The organism is Mesorhizobium sp. WSM4884 (assembly GCF_029625675.1).
Taxonomy (GTDB): Bacteria; Pseudomonadota; Alphaproteobacteria; order Rhizobiales; family Rhizobiaceae; genus Mesorhizobium.
In genome coordinates this window covers 40,687-62,121 of record NZ_JARTVO010000014.1, presented here as the reverse complement: position 1 = coordinate 62,121, position 21,435 = coordinate 40,687, and the positions used below count along the sequence as shown (strand labels likewise).

General features: G+C 63.6%; 19 protein-coding genes and 1 pseudogene. 12 read left to right on the top strand and 8 right to left on the bottom strand.

Translation table 11 applies throughout. The features are described 5' to 3' along the window. A complete protein-coding gene (locus tag P9236_RS21115) occupies positions 1–1,542 on the bottom strand; it encodes a leucyl aminopeptidase (protein ID WP_278076459.1) in 1,542 nt (513 codons plus the stop codon). A gap of 350 nt (positions 1,543–1,892) precedes the next feature. Between P9236_RS21115 and lptF the strand changes: the two genes are divergently transcribed. The 8 genes from lptF to P9236_RS21075 all read left to right on the top strand — a co-directional run bounded on the left by lptF (position 1,893) and on the right by P9236_RS21075 (position 10,451). Next, positions 1,893–3,092 carry an LPS export ABC transporter permease LptF gene (lptF, locus tag P9236_RS21110; RefSeq protein ID WP_278076458.1) on the top strand — a complete coding sequence of 400 codons (1,200 nt, stop codon included), beginning with the start codon at positions 1,893–1,895 and terminating at the stop codon, positions 3,090–3,092. Between the two features lie 2 nt (positions 3,093–3,094). Further along, positions 3,095–4,177, top strand: coding sequence for an LPS export ABC transporter permease LptG (gene lptG, locus P9236_RS21105; RefSeq protein WP_278076457.1), 1,083 nt, complete (start codon positions 3,095–3,097; stop codon positions 4,175–4,177). After that, entirely contained in the window at positions 4,177–6,603 is a 2,427-nt protein-coding gene (locus P9236_RS21100) for an LPS-assembly protein LptD (protein WP_278076456.1), read from the top strand. Before lptG ends, P9236_RS21100 begins: the two co-directional genes overlap by 1 nt. Before the next feature lie 220 nt (positions 6,604–6,823). After that, complete coding sequence (locus tag P9236_RS21095) at positions 6,824–7,747, top strand: peptidylprolyl isomerase (protein WP_278076455.1); 924 nt, start codon at positions 6,824–6,826, stop codon at positions 7,745–7,747. Positions 7,748–7,831: 84 nt separating this feature from the next. Further along, positions 7,832–8,860, top strand: coding sequence for a 4-hydroxythreonine-4-phosphate dehydrogenase PdxA (gene pdxA / locus P9236_RS21090; protein WP_278076604.1), 1,029 nt, complete (start codon positions 7,832–7,834; stop codon positions 8,858–8,860). 8 nt (positions 8,861–8,868) lie between these two features. After that, the gene (rsmA, locus tag P9236_RS21085; protein WP_278076454.1) at positions 8,869–9,717 is read left to right on the top strand and encodes a 16S rRNA (adenine(1518)-N(6)/adenine(1519)-N(6))-dimethyltransferase RsmA; all 849 of its coding nucleotides are present in this window, start codon (positions 8,869–8,871) and stop codon (positions 9,715–9,717) included. A gap of 71 nt (positions 9,718–9,788) precedes the next feature. Next, entirely contained in the window at positions 9,789–10,112 is a 324-nt protein-coding gene (locus P9236_RS21080; protein WP_278076452.1) for a DUF1330 domain-containing protein, read from the top strand. 12 nt (positions 10,113–10,124) lie between these two features. Further along, positions 10,125–10,451, top strand: a complete 327-nt coding sequence (locus P9236_RS21075) for a type II toxin-antitoxin system RelB/DinJ family antitoxin (RefSeq protein WP_278076451.1) — start codon at positions 10,125–10,127, stop codon at positions 10,449–10,451. Between the two features lie 100 nt (positions 10,452–10,551). On the opposite strand, the gene gmk is transcribed toward P9236_RS21075, so the two are convergent. The 6 genes and pseudogenes from gmk to P9236_RS21045 form a co-directional block, all read right to left on the bottom strand. Continuing rightward, positions 10,552–11,226 (bottom strand): guanylate kinase, encoded by a 675-nt coding sequence (gene gmk, locus P9236_RS21070; RefSeq protein ID WP_278076450.1) that lies wholly within the window; start codon positions 11,224–11,226, stop codon positions 10,552–10,554. A 5-nt stretch (positions 11,227–11,231) separates the two neighbouring features. Then, positions 11,232–12,122, bottom strand: a complete 891-nt coding sequence (locus tag P9236_RS21065; RefSeq protein WP_278076449.1) for a YicC/YloC family endoribonuclease — start codon at positions 12,120–12,122, stop codon at positions 11,232–11,234. A gap of 155 nt (positions 12,123–12,277) precedes the next feature. After that, positions 12,278–13,519: an endolytic transglycosylase MltG gene (gene mltG, locus P9236_RS21060; protein WP_278076448.1), complete on the bottom strand. Its 1,242-nt coding sequence runs from the start codon at positions 13,517–13,519 to the stop codon at positions 12,278–12,280. A 163-nt stretch (positions 13,520–13,682) separates the two neighbouring features. Then, the gene (gene fabF / locus P9236_RS21055) at positions 13,683–14,945 is read right to left on the bottom strand and encodes a beta-ketoacyl-ACP synthase II (protein WP_278076447.1); all 1,263 of its coding nucleotides are present in this window, start codon (positions 14,943–14,945) and stop codon (positions 13,683–13,685) included. Positions 14,946–14,979: 34 nt separating this feature from the next. Then, positions 14,980–15,216 carry an acyl carrier protein gene (locus P9236_RS21050; RefSeq protein WP_006203723.1) on the bottom strand — a complete coding sequence of 79 codons (237 nt, stop codon included), beginning with the start codon at positions 15,214–15,216 and terminating at the stop codon, positions 14,980–14,982. A 248-nt stretch (positions 15,217–15,464) separates the two neighbouring features. Further along, positions 15,465–15,653: pseudogene (locus tag P9236_RS21045) on the bottom strand (SDR family oxidoreductase); the annotation flags it as partial. Positions 15,654–15,886: 233 nt separating this feature from the next. Between P9236_RS21045 and P9236_RS21040 the strand changes: the two are divergent. The 4 genes from P9236_RS21040 to P9236_RS21025 are packed head-to-tail and all read left to right on the top strand — an operon-like array spanning position 15,887 to position 20,463. Then, the gene (locus P9236_RS21040) at positions 15,887–16,384 is read left to right on the top strand and encodes a spore coat U domain-containing protein (RefSeq protein WP_278076446.1); all 498 of its coding nucleotides are present in this window, start codon (positions 15,887–15,889) and stop codon (positions 16,382–16,384) included. Positions 16,385–16,405: 21 nt separating this feature from the next. Next, positions 16,406–17,122 carry a molecular chaperone gene (locus tag P9236_RS21035; RefSeq protein ID WP_278076445.1) on the top strand — a complete coding sequence of 239 codons (717 nt, stop codon included), beginning with the start codon at positions 16,406–16,408 and terminating at the stop codon, positions 17,120–17,122. Then, on the top strand, positions 17,094–19,508 hold the full coding sequence (locus P9236_RS21030) for a fimbria/pilus outer membrane usher protein (RefSeq protein ID WP_278076444.1): 2,415 nt from the start codon (positions 17,094–17,096) through the stop codon (positions 19,506–19,508). The genes P9236_RS21035 and P9236_RS21030 overlap by 29 nt, the downstream gene beginning before the upstream one ends. A gap of 10 nt (positions 19,509–19,518) precedes the next feature. After that, on the top strand, positions 19,519–20,463 hold the full coding sequence (locus tag P9236_RS21025; RefSeq protein WP_278076443.1) for a spore coat protein U domain-containing protein: 945 nt from the start codon (positions 19,519–19,521) through the stop codon (positions 20,461–20,463). A gap of 48 nt (positions 20,464–20,511) precedes the next feature. Here P9236_RS21025 and fabG read toward each other — a convergent pair whose 3' ends face one another. Then, positions 20,512–21,249 carry a 3-oxoacyl-[acyl-carrier-protein] reductase gene (gene fabG, locus P9236_RS21020; protein WP_278076442.1) on the bottom strand — a complete coding sequence of 246 codons (738 nt, stop codon included), beginning with the start codon at positions 21,247–21,249 and terminating at the stop codon, positions 20,512–20,514. Between the last annotated feature and the right edge of the window lie 186 nt (positions 21,250–21,435).

Below are 21,435 nucleotides of genomic sequence, written 5' to 3'. Positions count from 1 at the left end.
CTATCCTTCATAGTGGTCGCGCACCAGCCTGTCGAGCAGCCGCACACCGAAGCCCGAGCCCCAGGACTGGTTGATCTCGTTCGCCGGCGCGCCCATCGCCGTACCGGCGATGTCGAGATGGGCCCAGGGCGTGTCCTTGACGAAACGCTGCAGGAACTGCGCGGCGATGATGGCGCCGCCGTAGCGGCCGCCGATGTTCTTCATGTCGGCGTTCTTGGAATCGATCAGCTTGTCGTACTCGGCGCCGAGCGGCATGCGCCACAGCCGCTCCTGCGTCGCCTGGCCAGCGTCGGTCAGGCGGCCCGCCAACTCGTCATTGTTGGAGAACAGGCCGGCATAATGCTGACCGAGCGCGACCATGATGGCGCCGGTCAGCGTCGCCAGGTTGACCATGAATTTCGGCTTGAAGCGGTCGTTGGCGTACCAGAGCACATCGGCGAGCACCAGGCGGCCTTCGGCGTCGGTGTTGAGCACCTCGATTGTCTGGCCCGACATCGAGGTGACGATGTCGCCCGGACGCTGGGCATTGCCGTCGACCGCGTTCTCGACCAGACCGATGACGCCGACGATGTTGGCCTTGGCCTTGCGTGCGGCCAGCGCACGGATCAGCCCGGTCACGGCGGCCGCACCTCCCATGTCGCCCTTCATGTCCTCCATGCCGGAGGCCGGCTTCATCGAGTTGCCGCCGGTGTCGAAGGTGACCCCCTTGCCGATGAAGGCGACCGGCGCGTCCTTGGCCTTGCCGCCCTTCCATTGCATGACGGCCATGCGGGCGCCGCGCGGCGAGCCTTGCGCGACGCCGAGCAGCGAACCCATGCCGAGCTTCTTCATCTCCTTCTCGGTGAGGATCTCGACCTCGACGCCAAGCGCTTCCAGTTCCTTCGTGCGAGCCGCGAACTCCACCGGGCCAAGCGCATTAGCGGGTTCATTCACAAGATCCCGCGCGAGAAGCACGCCGTCGATCACCGCCTCTTCCTCGGCGAAAGCTTTTTTAGCGGCCGACGGGTCGGCGCAGTGGATGGTTATCTTGGCGGGCTTCGCCGCTTCAGCCTTCTTGGCCCCCCCTCCCTTTGGTTCGGCCCCTTTGGCGTCAGATTGGCCCTCGTCCTTATCCTTGCGGGTCTTGTATTTGTCGAAGCCGTAGCTGCGCAGAAGAATGCCGGCGGCAAGGTTCGCCGCCTGCCTGCCCTCCGGCTGAAGCTCGGGCAAGTCGAGAATGACGGCGACTTCCGCAGCCTTGCGCAGCGCGGCGGCAACGGCGCCGCCGAGCTTCAGCCAGGCATAGTCATCGAGGTTCGCAACCTTGCCGGCGCCGATCGCCACCAGCCGGTCGACCGACGTCCCTTCGGGCGCCAGCACCTCGGCCGAACTGGCGAACTTGCCGGAGAAATCGGCGACCGGAAACGCGCGCGCCAATGCGCCGGCCGGGTCGCAGGCCTTCGCGGCATCGCCAAGGCCGCCGCCGTCGGCCGCTAGCACGAAGACGCTGCCTTTTTTGGGCGCGGCGAATTTGGCGAAGGCAATCGAAGGTCTCGAAGTCATCAGGTCCTGCTTTCGGGGTGAGGCGCCGCGAACCGGCTTTCAAGCGTGCGCGACATTTGGTCGTTTTCGGGCATTTGGCAAGACTTTGGCCGAAATCGCTGTCTATATCGGCGCCGAAATCAACGAAGGATTCGTCGCGGCACGACCTAAGCTTTCTGCCGCAACCTATTGTTAACCATCAATGTTTTGCATTTCTTATCGATTGACGCGGAGACTCCGCCGCGCCGGGCCGCGTGGCATGGGGGCGACGAACCAGATGAGCCGCTTGTGGACCCGGTTGTACAGGCGCCGGCGGATGACTACCTTGTCGGCGGGCATGATGCCGTTCGGCACAATCGAGAAAAGCCTTCATGAAGGTCGTTGAACGCTACATCATGCGTCGCACCGCCGCGATGTTCCTGGCGGCGCTGGTCTGGACGCTGGCGATCGTGTGGACGACGCAGGTGCTCGCCAAGATCGACCTCGTCACCGACAGCGGCCAGTCGGCGCTGACCTTCTTCGAAGTCGCGGCCCTGATCATCCCCTCGATCGTTCCGATCGTGGTGCCGTTCGCGCTGGTGGTCGCGGTGGCACAGACGCTGAGCGCCATGAACACGGATTCGGAACTGGCGGTGATCAATGCCGCGGGCGCCTCGCGCTGGACGATCGCGCGACCGATCCTTTTGCTCGCGCTGGCGGCCAGTGTCTTTTCCTTCGCCGTCGACAATGGCGTCGATCCCTATGCCAGGCAGAAGAACCGGCAGCTGGTGGCGGCCTCGCGCGCCGACCTTCTGTCGCTGATCATCCAGGAAGGCACTTTCCGAAAGATCGACGAAGGCCTGTTCCTGCAGATCGGCGAACGGCTGCCCGACAACAAGCTCGGCGGCATCTTCGTCGCCGATTCGCGCGAGGAAGGCGCCAACCTCACCTATTACGCCAAGACCGGCAGCATCGTCGAAAAGGGCGACGAGAAGGTGCTGATGATGAATGACGGCGTCATCAACCGCAAATCGGTGACCGGCGACCTCTCCGTCATCCGCTTCACCTCCTACGCCTTCGACCTGTCGGCCTTCATGTCGGCCGCGAACGAGATCACGCTGCTGCCCAAGGACCGAACGACGCCATACCTGCTCAACCCGGATCCCAACGACAGGATGTATCAGCGCCAGCCCGGCAGCTACACGGCCGAGGTTAACCAGCGTTTCTCCGAATGGTCCTATTCGCTGGTGTTCGCGCTGATCGCGCTTGCCGTCGCGGGCGACGCGCGCTCGCATCGCGAGGCGCGCATCCATCCGCTGATCACGGCGATCGCCGTCGCCCTTTTCGTGCGCTGGCTCGGTTTCTTCGCCGCGGGCAAGGCCGATAAGGTCTGGTACTACGCCTATCTGGTCTATGGCGTGCCGATCGCGGCGTCGGCGATTTCCGTCTGGTTCATCGTCTCCTCGCGCAGTATGGAACTGCCCACCGCCTGGGCCGACTGGATGACGAATCTCGCCGGCCGGGTGAGCGAGGGCTGGACCGCGCTCAAGCTGTGGCTCGCCCGCCGCGGCACCTCCGGCCAGGGGGCCTGACGATGGGCTGGACGCTGGGCCGCTATTTCTTCTTTCGCTATGTGACGATCACCATCTGGTTCTTTCTCGGCCTGCTGGCGCTGGTGTTCCTGATCGACTTCACCGAGCTTTCGGGCCGCACGACCGGGCTGCCGGGCTTCACCTACGGCACCGCCTTCGCCATTTCGGCGCTGAGGATGCCGATGATCATGCTGCAGACGGTGCCGTTCGTCGGGTTGTTCTCGGCGATGGCGACGCTGGTGTCGCTCAACCGCCGCTACGAGCTGGTCATCGCACGCTCGGCAGGCGTTTCGGCCTGGCAGTTCCTGTTCCCGTGCTGCATCGGCGCGCTGATGTTCGGCGTGATTTCCGTCGGCGTGCTCAATCCGATCGCCGCGCACGGGTTTTCCTGGTCCGAGCAGATGGAAAACCAGCTCAGGGCCGGCAAGTCGAACGCCGTCCCGGAGGATACGACGCCGTGGCTGAGGCAAAAGACCAGCTCCGGCGACACCATCATCGGCGCTCGCGCCATCCTCAACCAGGGGCTGGAGATGGCTGACGCGGTGTTCTTCGTCCTCGACCAGAAGGGCAACATCGTCGAGCGCAAGGATGCCGCGCACGCCTTCTTGCGCGACGGCTACTGGGAACTGCAGGACGTCAAGCTGTTCAAGGACGGCAACATCCGTCCCGAGGCTTCCGACCGCGTCCCCACCAACCTCAAGCCGGAATTCGTGCAGGAGCGGCTGGCGCGCCCGGAAACCATCCCGTTCTACGAGCTGCCGGCCAAGATCGAGGTTGCCCGCTCCTTCGGCCTCAAGGCAAATGCCTTCGCCATGCAGTTTGATTCGCTGGTGGCGCTGCCGTTCCTCCTCGTCGCCATGACGCTGATTGCGGCAACAGTTTCAATGCGATTTGCGCGAATGGGGCAGTCGGCGACGATGATTCTGGGTGGCGTCCTGGCCGGCTTTCTGCTTTATGTCGTTTCGGTACTGGTCAAGGCATTCGGGGTCGCCGGATTCGTGCCTACAATGGTGGCTGCATGGGTTCCGGTTGTCGTGGCTATGTTCTTCGGGGTGACTTTTCTGCTATACAAGGAAGACGGCTAGTGAGGGAGGCTGGTTTGCGCAGCCATAGTAGGCAGGCCGGTTTGGCACGCCTTTATGGGGCGACCGCCTTGGCATGTCTGTTCGCTTGCGTGGTACCGTCGGTACCGGTGCTGGCGCAGACTATCACGGCAAAGCCTGTTCCCACCGGCACGCAGATGCTGCTGGCCGCCGATACGCTCGTCTATGACAACGACAAGCACACGGTGACCGCCGTCGGCGGCGTGCAGATCGACTATGGCGGCAACAAGCTCGTCGCCCAGCGCGTGGTGTACAACCGCGATACCAAGCGCCTCGTCGCCAGCGGCGCCGTCGAGCTGATCAACAGCGACGGCACCAAGATCAATTCCGACCATATCGACATCACCGACGATTTCGCCGACGGCTTCGTCAACGCGCTGCGCGTCGAGACGGTCGAGAAGGCTTATTTCGCCGCCGAGAGCGGCGAGCGCATGGGCGGCGTGCTGACGACGTTCCACAACGGCATCTACACCGCCTGCGAGCCCTGCGAGGACAAGCCCGATTCGGCGCCGACATGGCGCGTCAAGGCGAGAAAGATCATCTGGAACGGCGAGAAGAAGACGGTTCGCTTCGAGAACGCGAATTTCGAGTTCTTCGGCTATCCGCTCGCCTATCTGCCGGCCTTCGAGATCGCCGACCCGACGGTCAAGCGCAAGAGCGGCTTCCTGATCCCGGGCATCGTCTATAACACAGACCTCGGCGTCGGCGTCAAAGTCCCCTATTATTTCGCGCTCTCGCCGACCTACGACCTTACCGTTACCGGAACCGGCTACACAAAGCAGGGCTTCCTCGGCGAGGCCGAATGGCGCCAGCGCTTCAACGATGGCCAATACAGCCTGAAGATCGCCGGCATCAATCAGCAGGATCCGGACGCATTTATCGACACGAACCCCTTCGACAACGGCCATAACGTCAATTCCGGCCCGACTGGCGATCCCAACAAGTTCCGCGGCATGATGGGCACCAAGGGCCAGTTCGCCATCAACGAGCGCTGGAACTTCGGCTGGGACGTGCTGCTCCAGACCGACAAGAATTTTTCACGCACCTACAACATCGACGGCTACAACGATCTCGTCCACCAGTCGTCGATCTATCTGACGGGCCTGAGCGACCGCAATTATTTCGACGTCAGGGCCATGCGCTTCCAAGTGCAGGAAGACACGCTGTCCATCGATCCGACGGCGCGCGCCGCCAAGCAGCCCTGGGTGCTGCCGTCGTTTGACTATGCTTATATCCCCGACATGTCGGTGGCAGGCGGCCAGTTGTCGCTCAACGTCAATGCGCGCGTCATCAGCCGCGACCGGCTGGACGCAGTGCTGGCGGATCCCAAGGTCGACACTTCCTTCAACAATGTGCGCGGCCTCGAAGGCCAGTCCAGCCGGCTGACGGCCGAAGCCGAATGGAAGCGGACCTTCACCACCGATGGTGGTTTGCAGTTGACGCCGTTGCTAGCCTTCCGTGGCGACGCCGGCTATGTGTCGGCCACATCCGAATCGCTGCAAGTAGTCAACCAGATGGCGTCGAATCTCGGCGAGGACGTCGACATGCGCTCTTCGCTCGCACGCTACATGGCTACGCTCGGCCTGGAGGCGCGCTGGCCGCTCCTGTTCTCGATGCCGAACTCCAGCCACGTCCTCGAGCCGACGGCGCAGGTCTTCGTGCGCCCGAACGAGCAATATGTCGGTGGCCTCGCCGTTCCAAACGAGGACGCACAGAGCTTCGTCTTCGACGCCACGACGCTGTTCGAGCGCGACAAGTTCTCAGGTTACGACCGCATTGAGGGCGGCACGCGAGCCAATGTCGGCTTCCGCTATTCGGGCGCCTATGAAAATGGCTGGGGCACCAACGCCATTTTCGGCCAGTCCTACCAGCTCGCAGGCGAGAACTCATTCGCCGCACCCGATCTTGTCAATGTCGGGGCCGATTCTGGCCTAGACAAACGGTCCTCCGACTATGTCGGCCTTGTCGGCTTCAACAGCCCGAGCGGATTCTCAGGCTCGCTCAGCGGCCGTTTCGACGAGCAGAGTTTCGAGGTCAGGCGCGCCGAAGTGAAAGCCGCCTATTCCGGGCTGCCGGTTTCGCTGAGCGCCAAATATGCCTTCATCGAGAAGCAGCCGCTCTACGGCTTCACCACAGACCGGCACGAAGTCACGCTCGGCGCCTCGACGCATCTGGCCGAGAACTGGCGGGTCTTCGGCACAGGCACCTACGATCTCGAGCAGAGTGTTCTGGTCAAGGACGGCGTCGGCTTCGCCTACAACGATTCCTGCTTCACCTATGTGATGACGTTCTCGCAAACACGCGATTCGGTCACCAAGGAAGTGTCGCAGAATATCGGCTTCAACCTGTCTTTCCGCACGCTCGGCGATTTCGGCACGTCGACCAGCGCCGTCGACACTATCCAGTAAGCGAAGGCAGGCGAGCATCGCGGCAGAGCGTCGATTTTGGCGCGCGTAAGGGCTGCAGAGCTTGATTTGGAGCGCATAGCTTCGAAAATGGGCCGATTCTCGGGGACATGCGCCGGCGACATCGTTTCGCCGCATAGGACGGGCAAGGGGTGGACCACGCAGCGCATGCGTTCGGAGGACGTGCGGCGCCATCGTGGCGGGTAAGAATTGGGAAGGTGAGATGAGGAAATACCTGTTTTCGGCAGGATTCGCGCTGCTGGTTGCGGCGACCTCGGTTTCGATCACGGCGATGACGCCGCCGGCGTTCGCCAGCCAGATCAAATACATCGTCAACAACATACCGATCACCACCGGCGACATCGCGCACCGCGCCGCATTCTTCAAACTGCAACGCAAGAAAGGCGATGCGGCGAAGGAAATGATCGACCAGACGCTGCGCCTTGCCGAGGCCAAGCGGCTCGGCATCCGCATCACCGACCAGCAGGTCGATGCCGCCTATCAGCGCTTTGCTTCCAACAACAAGATGCCGCTGGCGAAGCTCGACGCGATCATGTCGCAATCGGGCGTCACCAAGGAGCATTTCAAGGAATTCATCCGTGCGCAGATGGCCTGGAACCAGGCGCTCGGCGCGCGCTACCGTTCCGGCGAGGGCGGCTCGGTGACCGAGCAGGACGCGGTCCGCCGCATGCTCGACAAGGGCGGCTCCAAGCCGACCGCCATGGAATACATGCTGCAGCAGGTGATCTTCGTGGTGCCGGCGTCCGAGCGCTCGGCCACGCTCGCCAAGCGCAAGCGCGAGGCCGATGCCATGCGCGCCCGCTTCAACGGCTGCAACACCACGCGCGAATTCGCCAAGGGGCTGATCGACGTCACGGTGCGCGATCTCGGCCGCGTGCTGGCGCCGCAATTGCCGTCCGACTGGGCCGACCAGATCAAGGCGACCAAGGTCGGTGGCGCGACCCCGACGCGCGAGACCGAGCGGGGCGTCGAATTCATCGGCATCTGCTCTTCGCGCGAGGTTTCCGACGACAAGGCGGCGCAGATGGTGTTCCAGGCCGAAGGCAGCAACGACAAGGACGCCGACGAGCTCAGCAAGAAATATGTCGACGAACTGCGCAAGAAGGCCACCATCGTCGAGCGCTAGGCCGTTTCGGCGCATGACAAAACAAGGCTCGATCCGCCTGCTCTGCCGCGAGGCAGGCACGGCGGCCCGCAGGACACCATGAGCATGCGCAAAACCGATGCGCCGTTGGCGCTCAGCGTCGGCGATCCCTCCGGTGTCGGACCCGAGATTGCCATCGCCGCCTGGCAGGCGGGCGACAGCGCCGGCGTGCCGCCCTTCTATCTGCTCGCCGATCCGGCCCTGATCGAGGCCCGCGCGCGCGAAGTCGGCGCAACGATAGCGATCATGGAAACCTCGCCTGGGCAAGCGGCGCATCATTTTCCCCGCGCGCTGCCCGTCGTTCCGCTCTACGCCCGTCATCTGGACAGTCCTGGAAAGCCGAATCCGGCCAATGCCGCGGGCACCATCGAAGCGATCGACCGCGCCGTCGCCGACTGCCTCGCCGGCCACGCTGCCGCGGTGGTCACCTGCCCCATCGCCAAGAAGCCGCTCTACGACGCCGGCTTCCGCTTTCCCGGCCACACCGAGTACCTGGCGCATCTGGCCTCGCGCCACACCGGCGCCGAGGTGACGCCGGTGATGCTGCTTGCCGGACCCGAACTGCGCACCGTCCCGGTCACCATCCACATCGCGCTTGCCGAGGTGCCGAAAGTCCTGACGACGGAACTGATCGTGGCCACGGGCCGCATCACCGCCGCCGATCTCAAAAGCCGCTTCGGCATCGCGCGGCCGCGGCTCGCCGTCGCGGGGCTCAATCCGCATGCCGGCGAAGGCGGTGCGATGGGCTCGGAGGACCTTTTCATCGTGCTGCCGGCCGTCGAGGCCCTTCAAGCCGAAGGCATCGATGCCGTCGGACCGCTGCCGGCCGACACCATGTTCCACCCGCGGGCGCGCGCCGGCTATGACGCGGCGCTTTGCATGTATCACGACCAGGCGCTGATCCCGGCCAAGGCGCTGGCCTTCGACGAGGCCGTCAACGTCACGCTCGGCCTGCCCTTCATCCGTACCTCGCCTGACCACGGCACGGCCTTCGATATCGCCGGCAAGGGCATTGCGCGCGCCGACAGCCTGATTGCCGCGCTGAGGCTCGCGCGCCGGCTTGCCGACAGCGGCCGCCACGCCGCGGCCGCATGAGGCTAGGGTTGAGCGGGGGGCGCACGACCATCGACGGATTGCCGCCGCTGCGCGAGGTGATCGAGCGCCACGGGCTGCAGGCGAAGAAGGCGCTCGGGCAGAACTTCCTGCTCGACCTGAATTTGACCAGCAAGATCTCGCGCGCGGCCGGCGAGCTTGGCGAAGCGACGGTGATCGAGGTCGGCCCCGGCCCCGGCGGCCTGACCCGGGCGCTGCTTTTCAACGGCGCCAAGCGTGTGATCGCCATCGAGCGCGACGAGCGCTGCCTGGAGGCGCTGGCGGAGGTGTCCAGCCATTATCCCGGCCGGCTCGAAGTCATTCCCGGCGATGCGCTGAAGACCGATTTCGCCGCCCTGGCCGGCAAGGCGAATGGCGGGCCGGTGAAGATCGCCGCCAACCTGCCCTACAATATCGGCACAGAATTGCTGATCCGCTGGCTGACGATGGCCGAATGGCCGCCCTTCTATCAATCGATGACGCTGATGTTCCAGCGCGAGGTGGCCGAGCGCATCACCGCCGGTCCGGGCAGCGACGCCTATGGCCGGCTCGGCGTGCTGGCCGGCTGGCGCACCGAGGCAAAAATCGCCTTCGACGTGCCGCCGCAGGCTTTCACCCCGCCGCCCAAGGTCACCTCCTCGGTGGTGCATCTGGTGCCGCGCGCATCTCCCCTGCCCGCCGACGGCAAGAGGCTGGGCCGCGTCACCGAAGCCGCCTTCGGCCAGCGCCGCAAGATGCTGCGGCAAAGCGTGAAAAGCCTGGGCGGCGAAGCGCTGCTCGCCCGCGCCGGCATCGACCCGACACGCCGCGCCGAGACGCTCAGCGTGGAAGAGTTCGTGAGGCTGACGAACGCCCTATAGGCAGTCGGCGCGTCGGCTGGAATTCCGGTACCATTGCCATAGATAGGCAGGCGAGCAGTCCGGAGTGCAAAATGCCTGCCTATGTCATTTCCGATGTCACAATCCGCGACGCGGAGGCATTCGAATCCTATCGAACCCGCGCCGCAGCCTCCATCGCAGAGCACGGCGGACGCTATCTGGTTCGTGGCGGTGAAGTGGAGACGCTGGAGGGCAACTGGAAGCCCGGGCCGCTGATCGTCGTCGAATTCCCGGATATCGAAACCGCACGGCGCTGGTATCGCTCTGCCGAATACGCAGCGGCACTTGAGGTTCGCGACGCTGCCCTCAGCAGGAACCTTATTCTGGTCGAGGGATTGGGCTGTGATGCGGTCAATTGTCCGAAAACCGCGGCGTGATAGTATGACCCCATGAAAAACAAAGTTGTCGCCTCGCGCCAGAGCAGGGCCGGTAAATTCGTTTTGACCCGCGACAAAGGCGAAAAGATCTGCGCTGTCGAAGGCCTAAAGCTGTCACCGCGCATGGGGGCCGCCTTGAAGGAAGGCGACGCCAAAGGATTGAGCGGCGACGAACGCAGGGCGCTGATCAAGGAACAAGCTCAGCACAACAAAGCGTATGACCTATGGTTTCGTGCCAAGGTTCAGCAAGCCCTCGACGACAGCCGGTCCGACATTCCGGACGATCAGGCCAAGGCCCATTTTGCGGAGAGACGGGCGGCGGCGGCAGGTCGCAAGTGAGGGTCGTCTGGTTGACCTTTGCGCTTCGCGAGCCGCCACAGCCCCTCATCCGGCCCTTCGGGCCACCTTCTCCCCGTAAACGGGGAGAAGGAAAGACTGCCTATCCCGTCTTCTCGTCCAGCAGCCCGGAAACGAAGTCGAACAGGCCCGGCCGCCGGTCGCGCCGAAGCCGCTCCGCCGTCACTATGGCGCGGACCTCGGCGAAGGCGCGGTCGAGATCGTCGTTGACGATGACGAAGTCGTATTCCTTCCAGTGTTCGATCTCGACGCGGGCGTTCTTCAGCCTGGTCTCGATGACCTGCTCCTGGTCCTCGGCGCGGCGCTTCAGGCGCGCCTTCAATTCCTTCATCGAGGGCGGCAGGATGAAGATCGAGACGATGTCGGCGCGCATCTTCTCCTTGAGCTGCTGGGCGCCCTGCCAGTCGATGTCGAACAGCATGTCGCGGCCTTCGGCCAGCGCCATCTCCGCCGGCTCGCGCGGCGTGGCGTAGAAATTGCCGTGCACCTCGGCCCATTCCAGCAGCGCATCGGAATCGCGCAGCCGCTCGAACTCGCGCATCGTGCGGAAATGGTAGTGGACGCCCTCGATCTCCGAGCCGCGGCGCGGCCTGGTGGTGACGGAGACCGACAGTTCCAGGCTCGAATCACTTTCCAGAAGGTTGCGCGCGATCGTCGACTTGCCGGCGCCCGACGGCGACGACAGCACCAGCATCAGCCCGCGGCGGCGGATGCGGGCTCCCACGTCCCTGGCAGCCGTCAGCTCCTTGGCAACCATCTCCGTCACTCCAGATTCTGGACCTGTTCGCGAAACTGGTCGACCACCGCCTTGAGCTCCAGCCCGATCGCGGTCACCGCGGCGGCGTTCGACTTGGAGCACAGGGTATTCGATTCGCGATTGAATTCCTGCGCCAGAAAATCGAGCTTGCGGCCGACGGCGCCGCCGCTGCCGAGCAGCACACGCGCGGAAGCGACATGCGTCTTCAGCCGGTCGATCTCCTCGCGGATGTCGGCCTTGGTTGCGAGAAAGGCCGCCTCCTGATGCAGCCGGACCGCGTCGAGATTGGCCGACGCATCCATCAGCAGACGCACCTGCTCGGCGATACGCTCGCGAATCGCCGCCGGCTCGCGCGACGGGTCGGCCTCGGCCTTCAGCGTCAGCGCCTCGATGGTGTCGATGTGGCCCGACAACAGCGTGCGCAGCGCTGCCCCCTCGCTCTGCCTTGCGTGCTCCAGGCCGGCGAGCGCCGTCTCCAGCGCGGACAGGGTCGCCGCGTCGAGGGCGGCACGCTCCTCCTCGGTCTCGACGGCTTCCGGGATGTCGAGCACGCCGCGCAGCGCAAGCAGCCCGTCGGCGGTCGCGGGCTGGGTGCCGAACTGCTCCTGCAGGCGCTTGGCCAGCCCTGCCAGATCCTTCAGGAAAGCCTCGTTGACCACCGGCTGCGCCTGCTGCGCGACGGCGCGGCCGACGGTCAGCGTCGCCTGGAAATTGCCGCGAGCGAAGCGCTTCTGCACGGTCTGCCGTACAGCGGGTTCCAGCCGGTCGAAGCCTTGCGGCAGTCTCAGCCTGACCTCGACGCTCTTGCCGTTGACCGATTTCACCTCCCAGGCGATCGACGTGCCGTCGCGTTCAGCGACGGCCCGCGCGAAACCGGTCATGCTCTGCACGTTCATAACGCGTATCACCCCCTGTCGCATATCCGGGAGCGATTGCCCGAACATGCGCACCCTTGCAAGACGCTGACCTTCGGCCGGCGCCTAATGTTCTTCCTCAAAACATGAATACGGCCCGGCGTCAAAGGAGACGAGACGGATGCGCGGCAGGCAGCCTACTGGGCGGCGTCGCCATTCTCGCCGGAATCGGTGCCGGCATTGCCGCCGTCGGCATTGTCGTCGGGAGCGGCCGGCGCCGTCGTCTGGCCGGAGGCCTTGGCGGCGGCGTCCTCCTGCTTCTTCTGCAGCGCCCGATAGCGGGCGACGTTCTGGTTGTGCTCTTCCAGCGTCGCGGCAAAGACATGGCCGCCATTGCCGTCGGCGACGAAATAGAGGTCGTCCGTCTTCGACGGATTGGCCACCGCCTCGAGCGCCGCGCGGCCCGGATTGGCGATCGGCGTCGGCGGCAGGCCCTTGATCAGATAGGTGTTGTAGGGTGTCTGCTTGTCGATGTCGGACTGGTAGATCGGCCGGTCGGCCGGTTTGCCCTTGCCGCCGAACAGCCCATAGATGATGGTCGGGTCGGACTGCAGCCGCATGCCCTTGGCCAGTCGGTTGAGGAAGACGGCGGCAATGCGCGAGCGCTCGTCGCTCCTGCCCGTCTCCTTCTCGACGATCGAGGCCAGGATGACAAAGTCTCCCATGTCGGCGATCGGCAGGTCGGGCGCGCGGTGCTCCCAGACGTCCTCGACCAACTTCTTCTGATCGGCGACCAGTTTGTCGATCATCTGCTGCCGGGTGGCGCCGCGGGTGAAACGCAGCGTGTCGGTGGCGATGCTGCCCTCTGGCGGCAGGGTCGTCGGCATGTCGCCGGTCAGCGCCTCCTGGTCGGCCACGCGCTGCAGCGCCTGCTCGACCGTCAGCCCCTCGGGAATGGTCAGTGAATACATCACCGACTTGCCGCTCTTGAACAGCTCCATGATCTCGCGCATCGAGGCGCGCGGCTTGATGGCGTATTCGCCGGCCTTCAGCGCGGCATCATTGCCGGTGGCGCGCACGCCCAGCCTGAAGATGCGCGCATCGGTGACCAGGCCGCGACGCTCCAGCTGGTCGGCGATCTCCTGCACGCCGGTGTTCGGCTTGACCATGAAGGTATCGCCATTGGCCGACGGACCTGGCTCGACGAAAGCCTGCATGCCGAAATAGAGCGCCGCGCCGGCGGCGAGAACGACCAGGATGACCACCGAGAGGAAGAAATTCAGGAACACGACGACCTGGCTGCGCGACGCGCGCGAGCGTTTCGACGGCGGCGGCGTGCCGGCCTCGGGGCGCAGCGCCTCGGCGGCTGTCTTGGGCACGATCGGGCCTCGCGTCTGACGCTGTCCGAATTCTGCGCCGCCGCCCGGATTTGTATTCATGGCGCCCTACCGTCTGATCTTGCAACGAATCCCCTAGCCGAAGCGTAGGGACAAATTTGGCAAAAATGACGGCAGGTGGCGGACCTGCCGGCTATCTCGCTTCTGAGCATTCCAGGACGGATAACCGCTTCGCACCGTTCCTGGAATCGCCCGGGCTGAATGCTCAGCCATTGTAGCGTTGGAAGACGAGCGAGGCGTTGGTGCCGCCGAAGCCGAAGGAGTTCGACAACGCCACATCGATCTGGCGCTGGCGCGGCTTGTTCGGCACGAGATCGATCGCCGTCTCGCGTTCCGGATTGTCGAGATTGATGGTGGCGGGGGCAATGTTGTCGCGGATGGCGAGGATCGAGAAGATCGCTTCCGCGGCGCCCGCGGCGCCCAAAAGATGGCCGATCGACGACTTGGTCGACGACATCGAAATCTTGGAAGCCGCATTGCCGACCAGCCGCTCGACGGCGCCAAGCTCGATCGTGTCGGCCATGGTCGAGGTGCCGTGCGCGTTGATGTAGTCGACGTCGGCGGCCGAGAGCTTCGCCCGGTTCAGCGCCGCCGTCATGCAGCGGAACGCGCCGTCGCCGTCCTCGGCCGGAGCGGTGATGTGATAGGCGTCGCCGGTCAGTCCGTAGCCGGTGACCTCGGCATAGATCCTGGCGCCGCGCGCCTTGGCGTGCTCCAGCTCTTCCAGGACGACGACGCCGGCGCCCTCACCCATGACAAAGCCGTCGCGGTCGCGGTCATAGGGACGCGACGCGGTCTCAGGCGTGTCGTTGCGCTCGGTGGAGAGCGCGCGGCACGCGGCGAAGCCCGCCATGGAAAGCCTCGTAACCGGCGCCTCGGCGCCACCGGCCACCATGACGTCGGCATCGCCCCAAATGATCAGCCGGGCGGCATCGCCGATGGCGTGCGCGCCGGTCGAGCAGGCGGTGACGACCGCGTGGTTCGGGCCTTTCAGCCCGTGCCGGATGGAAACCTGGCCGGAGACCAGATTGATGATCTGTCCAGGAATGAAGAAGGGGCTGATGCGGCGCGGGCCACGCTCCTTCAGGATCATCGCGTTCTCGGCGATGCCGTCGATGCCGCCGATGCCAGAACCAATCAGCACGCCGGTGGCGCACTGATCCTCATGCGTCTCGGGCTTCCAGCCTGAATCGGCCAGCGCCTCGTCGGCGGCAGCGATGCCATAGAGGATGAAGTCGCCGATCTTGCGCAGCTCCTTCGGCTCGAGCACGGCCTCGGGATTGAAGGTGCCGTTGGAGCCGTCACCGCGCGGAACGATGTGGGCGATCTTGCAGGCAAGATCGTCCACTTCGAATTCGGTGACACGGCGGGCGGCGCTGCGGCCGGAAAGCAATTCCTTCCAGCTATGCTCGAAGCCCATGCCGAACGGTGAAAGCAGGCCAAGGCCCGTGACGACGACTCGCCTCATCGCAGGTCCTCCCCGGTAATTCCCGCGGAAAGCCTCAGGCCGAGGCCTTGTCGATATACTTCACGGCGTCGCCGACGGTGAGGATGGTCTCGGCCGCGTCGTCCGGAATCTCGACGCCGAACTCTTCTTCGAACGCCATGACGAGTTCGACCGTGTCGAGGCTGTCCGCGCCCAGGTCGTCGATGAAGCTCGCCTGCTCCGTCACTTTGTCGGCATCGACGCCGAGATGCTCGATGACGATCTTCTTGACGCGCTCTGCGGTGTCACTCATTTGGGGCCTCGTCTTATGTTGTCTTGTCTTCGTTAGCGGGCGGAATGCCGCTAATCAAGCTGAAAGATGGTCCTGCGGGAAACGCAAGCCGCAGGACCGGTTTTTGCCCGAACCGCCGGGTTGCCGGCCGCATTACACGAAAAAAGGCGGGCGTCCAAGCCGAAATGGCTGTTTTCACAGCCCGCCGGACCTTGATCGGTCGGGGTGTATCGAGACTCAGCTCGGCCTGACCTGAATCCCAACACACCCTAGAGCATCGCCATGCCGCCATTCACATGGATGGTCTGGCCGGTAACGTAAGCCGCCGCATTGGAAGCGAGGTAGGCGACGGCCGATGCGGCGCTGGTGCCCATGCGCCTCGCCGGAATCGCCGCCATGATCGTCTCTTTCTGCTTGCCGTTGAGCTTGCCGGTCATTTCCGATTCGATGAAGCCCGGCAAGCTTTTGGAGCTAGCCGGCGTCGAATGAATACCTCCTAATATACTTATGTTATATATACTTATGTCACGGCGAACAAATAACGAACAGACGACAAATCAATCCCGGAAGCATCAGTCGTCACACGGCTTGATTGAATCGCTGGATCTATTGTGGCATAGGGAAACACACAGGGCGGGTACTGGCTGTCAGGCTTTCTCACAAAGAGGAAGCCCCACGACGGGAGTACCGGATGCGCATCCTATCCCTGGCTGCTTCGGCCACTATCCTAGCCCAGTCAATGTTCACTGGCCCGGCCGTCGCGGCGGTTGCAACAGGCAACCTGACGGTCCGCATTACCATCACTGCCGAATGCAAGGTCCAGACCGCTAACGACTTGGATTTCGGTTCGAAAGGGGTCATCGACGCCAACGTGGATCAAACCAGCACCATCGGCGTGCAATGCACCTCCGGTCAGACATACAATGTCGGCCTGAGCGCCGGAGCCGGCGCCGGCGCGACCGTTGCGGTTCGCAAAATGACCGGGCCGGGTGCCGCGACGGTCAACTACACGCTTTACCGTGACACTGGTCGCACACAGCCCTGGGGCGTGACGATCGGTACGGACACGTTGGCCGGGACAGGTAACGGCAACGTCCAGAACCTGACCGTCTATGGGCGGGTGCCGCCGCAGGCGACACCAGCCGCAGGCGTCTATACGGACACGGTTGCGATCACAGTAACCTACTGACCATTCCGACGGAGGGACGACATGCGATCCGTGTCACGCATCGGCGCCGCCGCATTCTTCTTGCTGTGTGCGAGCGTTTCACAAGCGGCCTCTCTTAGAGTAGCCCCGACCAGTCTGGAGCTGATCGCCCCCGACAGCGCCGCCGTGCTCAATTTGCATAATGACGCCAAGCAGCCGATCAACGTGCAGCTTCGCGTTTTCAAATGGAGCCAGGTGCGCGGTGTAGAACGGCTGGAGCCAACTTCGGATGTGGTCGCCAGCCCGCCATCGACGCAACTCGGGCCAAATGCCGACTATGTGGTTCGTGTTGTGCGCCCGGGCAAAGTCCCCGTACGCTCCGAGGAGAGTTACCGGGTGCTGGTGGACGAATTGCCCGATCCGTCCCGCAGAAAGGCTGGCACGGTCACTCTCGTGCTTCGCTATTCCGTGCCAGTTTTCTTTCGCAACCCGGGCGCAAAGTCCCCTGAGATGTCGTTCAGCCTATCGCGGGCGGGCCGCAGCCTCGTGCTGACGGCGCGCAACAATGGTGAAAGCCGCCTCAGACTTTCCAATCTCAATCTGATGCAGGGCGGCAAGAAGCTCGGCAGTCGCAGCGGTTTGGTCGGCTACGTTTTGGGTGGCGCCACCATGCAATGGCCGATCGGCAGCAGCAGATCGCTGTCCGGGAGCTCTGTCACACTGAAGGCGCAGAGCGACTTTGGACCATTCAATGCCCAAGTTGCAATCAAAGGGCAGTAGGATCGCGGCAGTCGTTGCAGGTATTTTTGTTCCTATCCTGCCGGCGAACGCGCAGGATTCGCAGCCGCAAATTGCCGATCCCGCTCCCGTCCAAACGGAACGCCGCAACCTTTATCTCGAGGTGTTCATCAACGATGTCTCGACGGAACTGATCGGCACCTTCACACAGTTCCCGGACGATGGCCTGGCGGCAACCCCGGACGAGCTGACACAGGTCGGTCTGAAGCCGGTGGAGAGCGCTGCGGGCGCCGACGGCCTGATCAGACTCGATCGGCTTCCCGGCGTGTCTTTTCGCATCGATGAAGCCACCCAGCGCCTCTACGTCACAACCACGAACGAGGGGCGTGCCGCACGCATCGTCGACATCGGCGCTGACAAGAAGGGAGACCAGGTTCAACCGCAGTCGGGCTATGGCGCAGTGCTCAATTATTCGCTGTTTGCGAGCTCCAACAAATTGTTCCAGCGAGATGTCGACTTGTTCCAGGGCGTTTCCGGCGGCTTCGACGCGCGGCTGTTCGGCCCGTTCGGCACGCTCAGCCAAAATTTCATTGCCGGCTACTCGGATGGTGAATTCGGCGGCGTTACACGGCTCAACACGACATGGAGTTATTCCGATCCGGAACGGCTGATAACCTATCGGGCGGGCGACTTCATTTCCGGTGGGCTTTCCTGGACGCGACCCGTCCACCTTGGCGGCATCCAGGCTGAGCGCAACTTCGCCTTGAGACCCGATCTGGTCACGTTGCCGCTGCCCTCCTTTGGAGGGACCGCGGCCGTACCCTCGACGCTCGAAGTCTATACCCAGAACGTCCGCACCTACACCGGCAACATCCCGGCCGGCCCTTACCAGGTCACCAACCTGCCGGTGTTTGCAGGTGCCGGCGAAGCGCAGGTCGTGTTGAGGGACAGTCTCGGTCGCGAGACGACGACCAGGCTCCCCTTCTATACGTCCAGCGACATGCTGGGTCAGGGCTTGCTCGATTTCTCGGCGGAGATTGGATTTCCTCGGCGCAATTTCGGCATCGAATCCGACGATTATGACGGCCAGGCGTTTGGTGTTGCCACCGCGCGCTACGGTCTCACGAATTGGCTGACCCTCGAAGGTCATGCCGAGGGTGGCAAGGATCTGATCAATGCAGGAGCTGGTGCCGCCTTCCCCCTCGGCCCTTACGGCGCGGCCTCTATTGCGGTTGCGGGCAGCCATCATGACGGGCGCACGGGCTCGCTTGTGAACGCATCGCTGGAGATGGGCTACGACGGCTGGTCGATCCACGGCCAAATCCAACGGGCATTCGGCGACTATGAGGACATCGCCTCGGTGACAGCCGAGCCCTCTTTTTCCAATGCAGGCGACATTCCGATCTTCAGCGCCGGCGTGCCACGGGCGATCGACCAAATGACCCTGAGCATTCCGACACCAGTCGACTTCTCCAGCCTCAACTTCTCCTATACTCACCTCGAAAGCGCCGAAGGTCAAAAGAGCCAGATCGTCGGCCTTTCCTACAGCCAGCAGATATTCAAACGAAGCAGCCTCTATGCCACGGCCTTTACCGACCTCGAGGATCGCAGCAGTTTCGGTGTCTTCGCAGGAGTATCCGTTCCGTTCGGCGACGATATCACGGCGTCCACCGGGGTCGAGCAAGGACCCGACAGCCTGAATGTGGTAGCCGACATCGCCAAGTCCGAGCGGCTGGAAGACGGCAGCATTGGCTGGCGGGTACGAACCTCGGAAGGCGACACGCCTAACCGTTCGGCCGCGGCGAGCTTCCGCTCGCCCTTCGCCCGCTTCGAGGCTGGCGTTCAACAATACGGCAAGGATGTCAGGGCGACCGCGCAAATGGACGGCGCGATTGCCATGGCAGGTGGTGGGGTGTTCGCAACGAACCGCATCGACGACGCTTTCGCCGTCGTCGAGGTCGGCGCCCCGGATGTCGACGTCCAATTCCAGAACAGGCCGGTTGGAAAGACCGATCGACAAGGGCGTATTCTGGTCCCCGGCCTCAAGTCCTATGAGCCGAACACAGTCTCGATCGATCCCAAGAACCTGCCAGCCGACGCGGACGTTCCGGCCACCAAGGAAGTCGTGATGCCCGCCGATCGCAGCGGCGTGGTCGTGAAGTTCGGCGTGGCGCAAGTTCCTTCAGCGGCGCTGATCACCCTGGTCGGCAGCAGCGGCGTGCCGCTGGAGGCCGGTCTGAAGGGTCGTGTCGAAGGTAGCTCGGAAGAATTCGTTATTGGCTACGATGGTCAGGCCTACATCCGCGGCCTCAGTGCCCAGAACGCCGTTGTGATCGACCTCCTGGACGGCACCTCATGCCGGGCCAACTTCCCCTATAAGCCCGAGCCTGGCCAGCAAGTGGCGATCAAGGACGTAGCCTGTCGCTGAAAACGGAAAAATGCTTCGCACCATCATCCTCTTGGCCATTGCCCTAATTCCTTCGCTTGCCCGGGCGCAAAGTTGCAGCTTCAGCGTTTCCAACATGAGCTTCAGTTCGGTGGACACGCTGTCGGGCAGCCAGACCAACTCGACCGCCACGATCAGCATGGATTGCCTTGGTTTGGTGGGACAGCGAATCCTGATTTGCCCCAATCTCGGGGCCGGCACGGGAGGCGCATCGTCGGCCAATGCCCGTCAGATGCTGAACGGAGCCAACAGTCTGAACTATCAGCTCTATTCGGATTCGGCGCGCAGCGTGGTTTGGGGCACTTACACTTGGGCATATGCTTCCCGCGCACCGGCGTTGGCATTGACGCCGAACATATTGGGCGCGGCGTCCGGCACGGCGACCATCTACGGCACGGTATTCGGCGGTCAGGGAACGACGCCGCCCGGAAGCTATCTCTCGGCCTTTTCCGGCGCATATACCGAATTTCGCTATCGCTACAGCATCGGCAACAATTGCGATTCGGGTTTCGGTATCCTGGCCCCAAGCCCATCCTTCACGGTGAGTGCCACGGTCGCCCCCAATTGCCTCGTGTCGACCCAGAACATCGATTTCGGATCGACGGGGGTTCTCGACGCCAATGTCGACGCGACCGGCCAGATTTCGGTCACCTGCACGCCGGCGGCGGCCTATAGCGTATCTCTTAACGGCGGCACGACCAGCTCGCCTCCGACGGCGCGCAAAATGTCGAAGGGTGCGGAAACGGTAACCTACGGCCTCTACAGGGATGCCGGCCGGACACTGCCATGGGGCGACTCGTCGACGCCCGGCAGCACGGTGCCTGGAACCGGAAGCGGTGTGGCGCAGAACTTGACCGTCTATGGCCGCGTGCCGCCACAGGCAACGCCGTCGGCCGGCGTCTATACCGACACGGTCGTCGTCACCGTCACGTACTGAGGTCCGGGACGAGAGATCAGTTTGCCTGGCGAATGTCGCTGACCGTCCTCAGATCATCGCCATGCCGCCATTCACATGGATGGTCTGGCCCGTAACGTAAGCCGCCTCATTGGAAGCGAGGTAGGCGACGGCCGAGGCGACCTCGGCGCTGGTGCCCATGCGCCTTATCGGAATCGCCGCCATGATGGTCTCTTTCTGCTTGTCGTTGAGCTTGCCGGTCATGGCCGATTCGATGAAGCCCGGGGCGACGCAGTTGACGGTGATGTTGCGGGTGGCGATCTCCTGCGCCAGCGACTTGGAAAAGCCGATCATACCGGCCTTGGAGGCACAGTAATTGGTCTGGCCCGGGTTGCCGGTGACGCCGACCACGGAGGTGATGTTGACGATGCGGCCATGGCGGCGGCGCATCATCGGATGGGTGAGCTCGCGGGTGAGCCGGAACACGGCGGTGAGGTTCACCTCGATCACGGAATCCCAATCGGCGTCCGACATGCGCACGAACAGGCCGTCCTTGGTGATGCCTGCATTGTTGACCAGAATGTCGACGCCTTCGAGGTCGGCCTCCGCCTTCTGTCCGAGCGCCTTGACCGCGTCGCGGTTCGTCAGGTCGGCCGGAAAGAGTTTTACGCGCTCCCCGAGGTCGCTCGCCAAGGCTTCCAGCTTCTCCACACGGGTGCCGTGCAGGCCGACGACGGCGCCCTGGCTGTGCAGCACCCTGGCAATCGCCTCGCCGATGCCTCCCGATGCGCCCGTGACGAGCGCCTTGCGGCCGGTCAGTTCGAACATTTTTCCAACCTCATTTTCCAGACGGCTGCAAGCAGTCGCGTTCCGTATACGTCATATCGTCCAAGTCACGCTAGACAAGCGTGGACATTAGCGAAGGCTTCCTTCCCGTCGTCATCCACGGGCGGAGCGGTAGCGAAGCGGACGCGTAGACCCGAGGATCCATGCCGTAACATTGGCCGAAGGATG

Bases quoted from the DNA above. Each gene is read 5' to 3' on its own strand.
- P9236_RS21030 (WP_278076444.1), top strand. From the start codon at position 17,094: ATGCCCAAGTTGCAATCAAAGGGCAGTAGGATCGCGGCAGTCGTTGCA.
- P9236_RS21115 (WP_278076459.1), bottom strand. From the start codon at position 1,542: ATGACTTCGAGACCTTCGATTGCCTTCGCCAAATTCGCCGCGCCCAAA.
- P9236_RS21080 (WP_278076452.1), top strand. From the start codon at position 9,789: ATGCCTGCCTATGTCATTTCCGATGTCACAATCCGCGACGCGGAGGCA.
- P9236_RS21035 (WP_278076445.1), top strand. From the start codon at position 16,406: ATGCGATCCGTGTCACGCATCGGCGCCGCCGCATTCTTCTTGCTGTGT.
- fabF (WP_278076447.1), bottom strand. From the start codon at position 14,945: ATGAGGCGAGTCGTCGTCACGGGCCTTGGCCTGCTTTCACCGTTCGGC.
- P9236_RS21095 (WP_278076455.1), top strand. From the start codon at position 6,824: ATGAGGAAATACCTGTTTTCGGCAGGATTCGCGCTGCTGGTTGCGGCG.
- fabG (WP_278076442.1), bottom strand. From the start codon at position 21,249: ATGTTCGAACTGACCGGCCGCAAGGCGCTCGTCACGGGCGCATCGGGA.
- P9236_RS21065 (WP_278076449.1), bottom strand. From the start codon at position 12,122: ATGAACGTGCAGAGCATGACCGGTTTCGCGCGGGCCGTCGCTGAACGC.
- lptF (WP_278076458.1), top strand. From the start codon at position 1,893: ATGAAGGTCGTTGAACGCTACATCATGCGTCGCACCGCCGCGATGTTC.
- mltG (WP_278076448.1), bottom strand. From the start codon at position 13,519: ATGAATACAAATCCGGGCGGCGGCGCAGAATTCGGACAGCGTCAGACG.
- P9236_RS21040 (WP_278076446.1), top strand. From the start codon at position 15,887: ATGCGCATCCTATCCCTGGCTGCTTCGGCCACTATCCTAGCCCAGTCA.
- lptG (WP_278076457.1), top strand. From the start codon at position 3,095: ATGGGCTGGACGCTGGGCCGCTATTTCTTCTTTCGCTATGTGACGATC.
- pdxA (WP_278076604.1), top strand. From the start codon at position 7,832: ATGCGCAAAACCGATGCGCCGTTGGCGCTCAGCGTCGGCGATCCCTCC.
- P9236_RS21050 (WP_006203723.1), bottom strand. From the start codon at position 15,216: ATGAGTGACACCGCAGAGCGCGTCAAGAAGATCGTCATCGAGCATCTC.
- P9236_RS21025 (WP_278076443.1), top strand. From the start codon at position 19,519: ATGCTTCGCACCATCATCCTCTTGGCCATTGCCCTAATTCCTTCGCTT.
- gmk (WP_278076450.1), bottom strand. From the start codon at position 11,226: ATGGTTGCCAAGGAGCTGACGGCTGCCAGGGACGTGGGAGCCCGCATC.
- P9236_RS21075 (WP_278076451.1), top strand. From the start codon at position 10,125: ATGAAAAACAAAGTTGTCGCCTCGCGCCAGAGCAGGGCCGGTAAATTC.